10 protein-coding genes are annotated in these 9925 nt (G+C 71.0%); 3 read left to right on the top strand and 7 right to left on the bottom strand.

All coding sequences use genetic code 11. The features are described 5' to 3' along the window. Positions 1-659: SDR family NAD(P)-dependent oxidoreductase (locus tag V7Z97_RS17610; protein ID WP_334164741.1), on the bottom strand; the 659-nt coding region annotated here is incomplete at its 3' end. A 9-nt stretch (positions 660-668) separates the two neighbouring features. Continuing rightward, positions 669-1634, bottom strand: a complete 966-nt coding sequence (locus V7Z97_RS17605) for a quinone oxidoreductase family protein (protein WP_334164740.1) — start codon at positions 1632-1634, stop codon at positions 669-671. Between the two features lie 162 nt (positions 1635-1796). On the opposite strand from V7Z97_RS17605, the gene V7Z97_RS17600 reads away from it, so the two are divergent. After that, the gene (locus V7Z97_RS17600; RefSeq protein WP_334164739.1) at positions 1797-2672 is read left to right on the top strand and encodes a patatin-like phospholipase family protein; all 876 of its coding nucleotides are present in this window, start codon (positions 1797-1799) and stop codon (positions 2670-2672) included. Here the strand turns inward: V7Z97_RS17600 and V7Z97_RS17595 are convergent. After that, on the bottom strand, positions 2669-3835 hold the full coding sequence (locus V7Z97_RS17595) for a DegT/DnrJ/EryC1/StrS family aminotransferase (RefSeq protein WP_334164738.1): 1167 nt from the start codon (positions 3833-3835) through the stop codon (positions 2669-2671). The two genes, V7Z97_RS17600 and V7Z97_RS17595, sit on opposite strands and share 4 nt — an antisense overlap. 142 nt (positions 3836-3977) lie before the next feature. On the opposite strand from V7Z97_RS17595, the gene V7Z97_RS17590 reads away from it, so the two are divergent. Continuing rightward, a complete protein-coding gene (locus tag V7Z97_RS17590; RefSeq protein WP_334164737.1) occupies positions 3978-4763 on the top strand; it encodes an FkbM family methyltransferase in 786 nt (261 codons plus the stop codon). Here the strand turns inward: V7Z97_RS17590 and V7Z97_RS17585 are convergent. The 4 genes from V7Z97_RS17585 to V7Z97_RS17570 form a co-directional block, all read right to left on the bottom strand. Further along, positions 4760-6055 carry an amidohydrolase family protein gene (locus V7Z97_RS17585; protein WP_442958046.1) on the bottom strand — a complete coding sequence of 432 codons (1296 nt, stop codon included), beginning with the start codon at positions 6053-6055 and terminating at the stop codon, positions 4760-4762. The genes V7Z97_RS17590 and V7Z97_RS17585 overlap by 4 nt on opposite strands. A gap of 126 nt (positions 6056-6181) precedes the next feature. Next, positions 6182-7765, bottom strand: a complete 1584-nt coding sequence (locus V7Z97_RS17580) for an AMP-binding protein (RefSeq protein WP_334164736.1) — start codon at positions 7763-7765, stop codon at positions 6182-6184. A gap of 234 nt (positions 7766-7999) precedes the next feature. Next, a complete protein-coding gene (locus V7Z97_RS17575) occupies positions 8000-8410 on the bottom strand; it encodes a DUF2177 family protein (protein WP_334164735.1) in 411 nt (136 codons plus the stop codon). After that, positions 8407-9192, bottom strand: a complete 786-nt coding sequence (locus V7Z97_RS17570; RefSeq protein WP_334164734.1) for a DUF1295 domain-containing protein — start codon at positions 9190-9192, stop codon at positions 8407-8409. The genes V7Z97_RS17575 and V7Z97_RS17570 overlap by 4 nt, the downstream gene beginning before the upstream one ends. Before the next feature lie 110 nt (positions 9193-9302). Between V7Z97_RS17570 and V7Z97_RS17565 the strand changes: the two genes are divergently transcribed. Continuing rightward, the coding region (locus V7Z97_RS17565) for an FAD-dependent oxidoreductase (protein ID WP_334164733.1) at positions 9303-9925 on the top strand (623 nt) is incomplete at its 3' end.

The raw sequence follows: 9925 nt of genomic DNA, 5'->3' as shown, positions 1-9925 counted from the left end.
ACGCCGTAGCGGGTCAGCGGATTGAGCTGGCCGATCTTGTCCTCGTTGCCGCGGGCCCGGGCGCCGTCGAAGATCGGCTTGGTCATGCCGGTCTCGATCAGGCCCGGCGCGACGGCGTTGACCCGCACACCCGTGCCGTAGAGCTCGTTGGCGGCGGTCTGGGCGAGGCTGATCACCCCGGCCTTCGACGCCGAATAGGCGGGCCCGCCGGCCCCGGAACGGATGCCGGCCACCGAGGCGGTGCAGATGATCGAGCCGCGGCCGTTCGGAATCATCCGCTCCGAGGCGTGCTTCACGGCGAGGAAGGCGCCGATCAGGTTCACCCGCAGGATCTCGGCCCAGTAGTCGGCGGTCTGCTCGTGCAGGGGCGCGAAGCCGCCGGAGATGCCGGCGTTGGCCCAGACCACGTCCAGGCCGCCGTGCTCGGCGATGGCGGTGTCCATGCAGCTCTTCACGAAGGCGTCGACGCCGGCGTCGCCCAGCAGGCCGACCGCCTTGCCGCCGGCGTCGGTGATCGCCCTGACGGTGTCGTTCACGCCCTCGGCGCGGTCGGCGCAGACGACGCTCGCGCCCTCGCGCGCGAACAGGATCGAGGCCGCGCGGCCGATGCCGCTGCCCGCGCCGGTGATGACGGCCGAGCGGCCGGAAAGGCGTCCCATGGGTCCTCCTTAGGGGATCAGCAGCACGCGGCCGACGGCCTGGCGGCTTTCGATGTAGCGGTGCGCCTCGGCGGCTTCGGAGAGCGGGAACTCGCGGTCGATGACGACCTTCAGCTCGCCCCTCGCCACGTCGCCGATCAGCTTGCCGATGTTGTCGTGCACCCGGTCGGTGGTGATCTCGGCGCCCAGGAAGACGCCGGACAGGCTGCGGTTGCCGCCCATCATCGAGCCCACGTCCACCTTCATCGGCTCGCGGCCGGCCTGGCCGACCATGGACACCCGGCCGCGGTAGGCCAGCGAGTTGATCGAGGACTGCAGCGTGGGGCCGCCGACGGAATCCACGATGACGTCGGCCATGTGCTTGTCGGTCAGCCGGGCGACTTCCTGCGCCACGTCGTGGGTGCGGTAGTTGATGCCGTGGGTGAGGCCGAGCGGCTTCAGGCGCTCGAGCCGCTCGTCGGAGGAGGCGGTGGCCAGCACCATCGAGGCTCCGGCGCGGGCGGCGAGCTGGATGGCGGCGACGCCGACGCCCGAAGCGCCGGCCTGGACGAGCACGATCTCGCCCTTCTTCATGCGGCCGAACTCGAACAGGCAGTCGTCGGCGGTGCCGAACGGCACGGGGATGACCGCGGCCTGCCGCACGTCCATGCCGTCGGGGATCACCCAGGCGGTTCGCGCCGGCACGGCGCGCAGCTCGGCGTGGCTGCCGAAGCCGCCGGTGGTGACCACCTTCTGGCCGACGCGGATCGTGTCCACCTCCTCGCCGACCTGCACCACCTCGCCGGCGGCCTGGTAGCCGACGACGTGCGGCCGGGTGACCAGGGGACCCCGGAAGCGGTTGAGGGTGTCGCCCCCCTCGATGGAGACCGCCTCCACGCGGATGACGATCCCCTTGCGGTGGCACTCGGGGTCGGGAACGTCCTCGTAGCGGAAGACCTCTGGCCCGCCGTTCTCGTAGTAGACCGCCGCCTTCATCCGGCCCTCCCGTCAAACATCTGTTTGACGCCACCAACCACGGCGAAGGCGGTGGCGCAAGGGGACCGCGCGCGCCGGACGCGCGGCGGGCGAGGCGGGGTGACATCGGCCCCCGCCTCGCCGATGCTGGCGCACAACAAGGAAGGCTCTGGGATGAGGTCCATGACGACGCGCGCGCTGGTGCTGGGCGGCGGCGGCCCGGTGGGGATCGGCTGGGAGAACGGTCTTGTGGCCGGCTTCGCCAGGGCCGGCGTGGATCTCGGCCAGGCCGACTTCATCCTCGGCACGAGCGCCGGCGCCTTCGTCGGCGCTCGGCTGGCGCTGGGGATCGACGCGCGCACCTTCGCCGACCAGTCCTCCGACCCTGCCCGCCGCGAGGCGGTGGCGCGGGCGGGCCCCGCGCCCGACCTGCGCCGGCTGATCGAGCTGATGGCCGAAGCGCAGGGCGGCAAGCGCAATCCCGCCGAGGTGCGGGCCGAGATCGGCGCCATGGCGCTCGCGGCCGACACCATGAGCGAGGACGACTTCATCCGGACCTTCGGCCGGTCCTTCGCGAGCCTGCCGAGGTTCGCCTGGCCGGAGAAGGACTTCGCCTGCACCGCCGTGGATGCCGAGGACGGCGGGTTCCGGCTGTGGACCAAGGCGGCCGGCGTGGGCGTGACCCGGGCGGTGGCGTCGAGCTGCAGCGTGCCCGGCGTCTACCCGCCGATCACCATCGACGGGCGCCGCTACATCGACGGCGGCATGCGCTCCTCGACCAACGCCGACATGGCCGCCGGCTACGACGTGGTGGTGGTCGTGGCGGTGAGGCTGGCCGGCCCCGGCGAGATCGGCGAGCGGGTGCGGGCCAAGCTGGACGAGGAGGTCCAGACCCTCCAGGACGGCGGCGCGACCGTCGTGGTCATCGGCCCGGACGAGGCCAGCGCCGAGGCCTTCGGGCCGAACCTCATGGACCCCTCGCGCGTGCCGGGCGCCGTGCAGGCGGGCCTCGCCCAGGGCGCCGCCCAGGCCGAGGTGCTGAAGGGCTACTGGACCTAGCCGTTCTTCTTCACGAAGGCGCGGATGGCGGCGATGACCTGGTCCTGGTGGTCCTCGGTCAGGTAGGGGTGCATGGGCAGGCTGATGACCTTTCCAGCCTTGGCCTCGGTGACCGGAAGGCCGTCCGGCGCCGTCGGATAGCCCGAATAGACGCCCTGCCGGTGGATCGGGATCGGGTAGTAGACCGCCGAGGGGATCGCCTGCTCGCGCAGGTGGGCGGCGAGGCCGTCGCGATCCTCGGTCTCGATGGTGTACTGCGCCCAGACACTGACGCCGCTGTCGATGACGGCGGGGACCTTCACGAGGTCCCCGAGGCCCTCGGCGTAGCGGGCGGCCACCCGGTTCCGGGCCTCGATCTCGTCGGCGAAGATCTTCAGCTTCTCCAGGAGGATCGCGGCCTGGAGGGTGTCCATCCGGCTGTTGGTGCCGATGCGGACGTTCAGGTAGCGCGGGTCGTGCTCGAAGGTGCGGCCCTCGAGGTCCGACTTCACCGCCTGGCCGTGCACCCGCAGGCTGACCAGCAGGTCGTGGAAGCGGGCGTCCTTGGACAGCACCGCCCCGCCGTCGCCGTAACAGCCCAGCGGCTTGGCCGGGAAGAAGGAGGTGGTGGCGACGTCCGCCCAGTGGATCGGGTGCTTGCCGCCGAGCGTGCAGCCGAAGCCCTGGGCCGAGTCGGCGATCAGCTTCAGGCCGTGGGCGTCGCACACCTTGCGGATCGCCGGATAGTCCGCGGGCTGGCCGAACAGGTCGACGGCGATCACCGCCTTCGGCGTAAGCTCGCCCTTCGCCTTCACGGCCTCGATCGCGGCCTCGAGGCTGGCGGGGTCGAGGTTGTAGGTCGCCGCGTCGATGTCCACGAACACCGGGGAGGCGCCGACCAGCGGCATGACCTCGGCGGTGGCCGCGAAGGTGAAGGACGGACAGAAGACCGCGTCGCCCGGGCCGATCCCGAAGGCCATCAGCGGCAGGATCAGCGCGTCGGTGCCCGAGGCGCAGGACAGCACGTGCGGCGCCTGGCCGAACTCGGCCATGGCGGCCTCGAAGGCGGCGATCTCCGGGCCCATGATGTAGGCGCCCGAGCGGACCACCTTGAGGATCGCGTCCTCCAGGGGCTGGCCCAGGCGCTGGCGCTGGGCCTGCAGGTCGATGAACGGGATAGGCATGCGGGCGCGGCCCCTGTCTTTCGAAGCGGGCGCCATATGGCACGCGCCGCCCCCGCCCGCCAAAACACGGTTGGTGTCGGTCTGTTGCGGGAGAAGCGTCTGACGCTTGACGCGCGGGTCTGACTTGGCACAGCACTGCGCTGTGACCGACGCCCCCCAGCAGACGCCCCAGCTCCGGGACATCAAGATCGGCCTCGACGGGGACGCGCACCTCACGATGCGCTACCGCGATGGGACCAAGGACCTCTACACGATCCGCGAAAACTGGACGAAGCATCCCTATCGGCTCGGGCAGTACGCGGGCGTCCTGCGCCGCCAGTTCCTGGATGGCAGCTACGAGCAGATCGTCTCCGAAGGCCGAACGCCGCTGATCATCGATGCGGGAGCGAACATCGGCGCGAGCGCCCTGTTCTTCGCCTGGCGATACCCGAAGGCCCGGATCGTGGCGGTGGAGCCCGAGGCGGACACCTTCGGGCTCCTGATCGCCAACACGCAGGACCGGGCGCAGGTGCGCTGCGTCCACGGCGCTGTCGCGTCACGTGACGGGCGGCTGACCACCTATGATCCCGGCCGTGGAACCGACGCCTTCCGGGTGGCCCCGGCCGGCGAGGGCGACGGCCGGGCCCTGGGAGAGGTGGACGCCTGGTCCATTCCGAGCCTGCTGGCCCTTGAAGCGGACGCCGCGCCGCTGCTGCTGAAGCTCGACATCGAGGGCGCGGAGGCCGAGCTATTCTCCCGCGACACCGACTGGATCGACGCCTTCCCGGTGATCGCCATCGAGCTGCACGACTGGATGCTGCCGTGCCAAGCGAGTTCCGCGCCGTTCCTGCGCGAGGTGTCGTTGCGCGGGCGGGATTTCATCAACCCTCCGTCCGGCGACATCGTGTTCTCGCTGCGCAACCTGCCGTCGGGGCGAGGCCCGGCCTAAGGCTTCGCCTGGACACCGCCCTTCATGACGTAGCCGACGTTCTGCAGCACGGTGACGTCCGAGAGCGGGTCGCCCTTCACGGCGATCAGGTCGGCGGCCTTGCCCGGCGTGAGCGCGCCGATCTCGGCGGCGAGGCCCAGGTGGTCGGCGGCGTTGACCGTGGCGGCCTGGACGGCCTGCAGCGGGGTCATGCCGGCCCGCACCAGCAGGGCGAACTCGCCGGCGTTCTGGCCGTGGGCGGAGACGCCGGTGTCGGTGCCGAAGGCGATCTTCACGCCGCCCTGGTGGGCCCGGCGAGCCATGTCGAGCATCTTCGGCCCCGCTTCCAGGGCCTTGGCGGTCTGGGCCGGGGTCAGGAAGTTGTTCGGGCCCGAGGCCACCCGGTAGACGAAGTCGCCGGCCATCAGGGTGGGCACCAGGTAGCCCCTGTTCTTCTTCAGGAGCGCGATGCCCTCGTTGTCGAGGTAGGTGCCGTGCTCGATGGAATCGCCGCCGGCCTTCAGGAAGGAGTTGATCCCGTCGCCGCCGTGGGCGTGGGCGGTCACCTTGCGGCCCATGCGGTGGGCGGCGTCGACGATGGCGTCGAGCTCCTCCTGCGAGAACTGCTGGCCGAGGCCGGCCGCGGTGTTGGAGAGCACCCCGCCGGTCGCGGTGATCTTGATGATGTCGGCCCCCTTCCAGACCTGCTCGCGCACAGCGCGGCGGCAGTCGTCGGCGCCCGAGCACACCGAGCCGGGCCTGAGGACGTGCATGACGTCCTCGCTGAAGCCGTTGATGTCGCCGTGCCCGCCGTGGACCGAGATCGATGAGCCCGCCGCGAGGATCCGAGGGCCCATCACGTCACCGCGCGCGATGGCGCGGCGCAGGGCGAAGATCGCATTGTTCTCGGCGCCCAGGTCCGCGACCGTGGTGAACCCGGCCAGGAGGGTGCGACGGGCGAACCGCGCGCCCGACATGGCCAGGTCGGCGGAGGACTGGGTGACCGTCTCCAGCCGGCTGTTCGGGTTCTGCTCGCCGGTGATGTGGACGTGGCTGTCGATCAGGCCCGGCAGCACGAAGCTGTCCTGCAGGTCGACCACCTTGCCGCCGGGCTCGGAGACGTAGCCGTCGGCGATGCGGACCACCCTGCCGCTCTGGATGACCAGGGTCTTCTGGGCCTCGACCCGGCCGGAGGCGGGATCGGCCAGCAGGCGCCCGGCCTGGACGAAGGTGGTCTGGCCGGCCGGCGCCTGCGCGGCGGCGGGCAGGGCGAAGGCGGCGGCCATAAGCGCGCCCGCGAGAAGTCGTTGCATAGGATCGGCCCCCGAACTTGAAGGGGCGAGATTAAGCAGCCGGAAGCCGCGAAGCCAACAACCCAGGCCGTGCCGCGGGGACCCGGCCATGAGGCGCCTCCCCCGCAAGCGGGGGAGGAACCGGGCTCAGATCTGCCGCTTGCGGCCCTCCCAGTAGGGAGCGCGGACCTTGTTGCGCTGGATCTTGCCGGCCTCGGAGCGCGGGAGGTCTGTGACGAAGTCGATCTTCTTCGGCACCTTGAAGCCCGGCAGGTTGGCGCGGGCGAAGGCGAGGATCTCCTGCTCCAGCTCCTCGGAGGGCTCGTAACCCGGCTTCAGCATGACGACCGCGCGGACCTGTTCGCCCCACTGCTCGTCGGGGACGCCGACGGTGGACGAGTCGGCCACGGCGTCGTGCTTGATCAGCTCGTTGTCGATCTCCTGGGGATATATGTTCACCCCGCCGGAGATGATGGTCTCGGCGTTGCGACCGGTGAGGAACAGGTAGCCGTCCTCGTCGAAGTAGCCGACGTCGCCCATGGTGAAGTAGTCGCCCACCCGGCTCTGCTGGGTCTTGGCCTCGTCCTTGTAGTAGGTGAAGCCGCCGCCCGGCGGGAGCTGGTGATAGATGGTGCCGGGCACGCCCGGCGGGCACTCCTCGCCGGCCTCGTCGAGAATCTTGGAGCCCAGAAGCGCGGGCCGCTTGCCCACCGAGCCCGGCTTCTTCAGCCACTCCTCCGAGGAGATGGTGAAGCCCGCACCACCCTCGGAGCCGGCGTAGTACTCGGAAAGCACCGGGCCGAACCACTCGATCATCGCCAGCTTGACCTCGGGCGGGCAGGGCGCCGCGCCGTGGACGATGTATTTGACGTGGCTGACGTCGTACTTGGCCTTCACGTCGTCGGGCAGGGCCAGCAGGCGCTGGAACATGATCGGCACGAGGTGGAGGTGGGTCACCTTGCGGTCGGCGATGGTCTTCAGGACCAGTTCGGAATCCCACTTGTCGAGGAAGACCAGCGGGCAGCCCGCGCCCATGGCGGCGTTGACGTCGAAGGCGAGCGGGGCGGCGTGATAGGCGGGGCCGGCGCAGAGCTGGACGGAATGCTCGTCGTAGCCGCGCAACTGGTAGACGCCCGGCGGCGGGATCACCGGATTGGGCCGGAAGACGCCTTTCGGCCGACCGGTGGTGCCCGAGGTGTACATCATCTGGTTGCCGAGCACCGGGTCGTCGATGTCGGACGGGTCGATGCCGGCCAGGGCCTCGTCGTAGTTCAGGAATCCCTCGATATCGCCGCCGATGGCGACCTTCACGGCGAGGTTCGGACACTGGGCGGCGGCCGGCGCGGAGGCGGCCACCCGGGCCTCGGCGAACAGCGCCTTCGCCTCGCAGTCCTGGATGATGTAGGCGATCTCGTCGGCGGTGAGGTGCCAGTTCACCGGGGTGATCCGCAGGCCCGCGCGCTTGGTGGCGGCCAGCACCTCCACGAACTCGTGGCGGTTGGAGCAGACCAGGGCGACCGAGTCGCCGGCCTTCAGGTCCGCGCCGCGCAGCAGGCGGACGATGCGGTTGGCCGCGGCGTTGACCTCGGCGAAGGTCCGCGTGGTTCCGTCGGGGTCGACGACGGCGGGCTTGTCCGGCTGGACCTGAGCCCAGACGGCGGAGGTCATCCCGGTCATCTGCGCGGCCGCCAGCCGGGCATCGAGGTCCATGCGTTCCTTCAAGGCTTCCATCAAATCCTCCCGCGCCCGATCAGACGGCGCATCCGCAAATCTCATTGGAGGTCCGGCGCCGCGGATGAATTGATCCGTCCGGCGTAGGCCCGGCCTCGTCCGCCAGCAAATCACGGCGGCGGGATGTGCGGAAGAGGGTGGAGGGGACGCAGGCGGTTGAAGGGTGCGCCCCCTCCGGCCCGCGGACCGGCCGCGGGCCCTTGCCCCGCCGATGGGCTGGCGGGGGAAGCGGGATCAGCCGACGAGGCGCGCGGCCCAGCGCCAGGCCAGCACGCCGGCCAGCGCGCCGGCGGTGGTCAGGAGCGTCCCCCAGCCGATGTCGATGACGCTGATGCGGGTGGACCAGGCTTTCAGCGTCGCCTGGTTGGTGAGGTCGTAGGTGGCGTAGGCGAAGGCGCCGAGCAGAGCCCCGGCCAGCGCCACGCGGCCCAGGCTGGCGTCGCGGTGGGGCAGCACGGCCAGCAGCACGACGCCGGTGACGTAGACCAGGTAGAAGACCACGGCCGCGGTCATGTTGGGCTTGTCGGCCAGCACCGGGTCGAGGGTCGGGCGGTAGAGCCTCGGGCCAACCTGGGTCAGCCACAGCGCGTCCAGCGCGGCGATGACGACGGCCGTCCCGAGGAAGGCCGCGATGTGGGGGATCATGCCTGTCGTCCTTTCGGCGGAAGGGGGAAAAAGGCGCTCACCCGCGACCGGTAGGACCGGTAGGCCTCGCCGCGGGAGCGGAGCATGGCCTCTTCCAGCGGGGGGACGCCGGAGACGCGGGTGAGCAGCAGGTACATGACCACGGGCGCCGTCAGGCTGAGCCAGCTGACCGGCCGGGCGGGGTCGAGGGCGATGACCGGGTAGGCGAGCCAGCCCAGCCATTCGAAGAAGTAGTTGGGGTGCCGAGACCAGGCCCACAGGCCGCGCTCGCAGACCCGGCCGCGGTTCAGCGGGTCGGCCCGGAAACGTTCCAGCTGCAGGTCCGCGATCGACTCGCCGGCGAAGGCGGCGAGGAACAGCGCGGCGGCCAGCGCGTCCCGCGCGCCGAGCGGCCCCGGATGATGGGCGGCGACGATCACCGAGAAGGCCAGCAGGGCGGTGGCGGGGGCCTGGGACAGGGTCACGCGGATCATCCGGCGCGGATGGTCGGCGCCCCAGTCCTCGCGGAAGCGGGCGTAGCGCGGATCCTCCGGGCCGTGGGCGACGCGCTGGGCCAGATGTGTCCCGAGCCGGAGCGCCCACAGGCCGACGAGACTCGCCACCAGCCAGGCGCGAGGCCCCGGGGCGGCGAGCACAGCGGCGCCGACCAGGGCGCCGCCGCTGCCGAAGGTCCAGAAGACGTCGGTCCAGCCGCCGTTGCGCGCCTTCAGTCCATAGGCCCAGGCGGCCGTCATCACGGCGGTCATGAAGACGAGGACGAGGAGGGTCAGCCCGATCAGCATCGCGGAAGATACGGAAGCTCCGCCGTCCCGGATGCATCCGCCGCGTCCCGGCCTCCGTAGGTGCCGTGGAAGCTCGGCCGTCGTGGTCGGGCGCTGACTGCGGAGCTTCGATGGAACGGGCGTTCGGACAGAGGCGGCGGATCGCCGTGATCGGCGGCGGGATCTCCGGCCTCTCGGCGGCCTGGCTGCTCTCGCAGGCGCATGCGGTGACCCTGTTCGAGGCCGACGACCGGCTGGGCGGCCACGCCAACACCGCCGAGGCGCCGGGCCATCACGGCCCTGTGCCGGTGGACACCGGCTTCATCGTCTACAACGAGCCGAACTACCCGAACTTCACCGCTCTCCTGGACTGGCTGGGCGTGGCCAGCCGGCCGGCCGACATGGCGCTGAGCGTCAGCCTCGACGACGGGGCCTTCGAGTATTCCAGCTTCGGCGCGCTCGGCATCTTCGCCCAGAAGCGCAACCTGTTCTCCGCCCGCTTCTGGGGGATGCTCCGCGACGTGGGCCGCTTCTACCGTCAGGGTCCGAAGGATCTGGCGGCCCTGGAGGCGCCGCTGACCTCGCTCGAGGCCTATCTCGAGGAGAAGGGCTACTGCCAGGCATTCCGCGACGACCACCTGCTGCCGCAGGCCGCGGCCATCTGGTCGACGCCGCTGTCGGCGATCCGCGAATACCCGGCCGCGGCCCTGATCCGCTTCTTCCAGAACCACGGGATGATGTCGGTGTTCGGCCG

This window comes from Phenylobacterium sp., from assembly GCF_036821595.1.
GTDB lineage: Bacteria > Pseudomonadota > Alphaproteobacteria > Caulobacterales > Caulobacteraceae > Phenylobacterium.
This window is presented reverse-complemented; position numbering and strand designations above follow the sequence as displayed.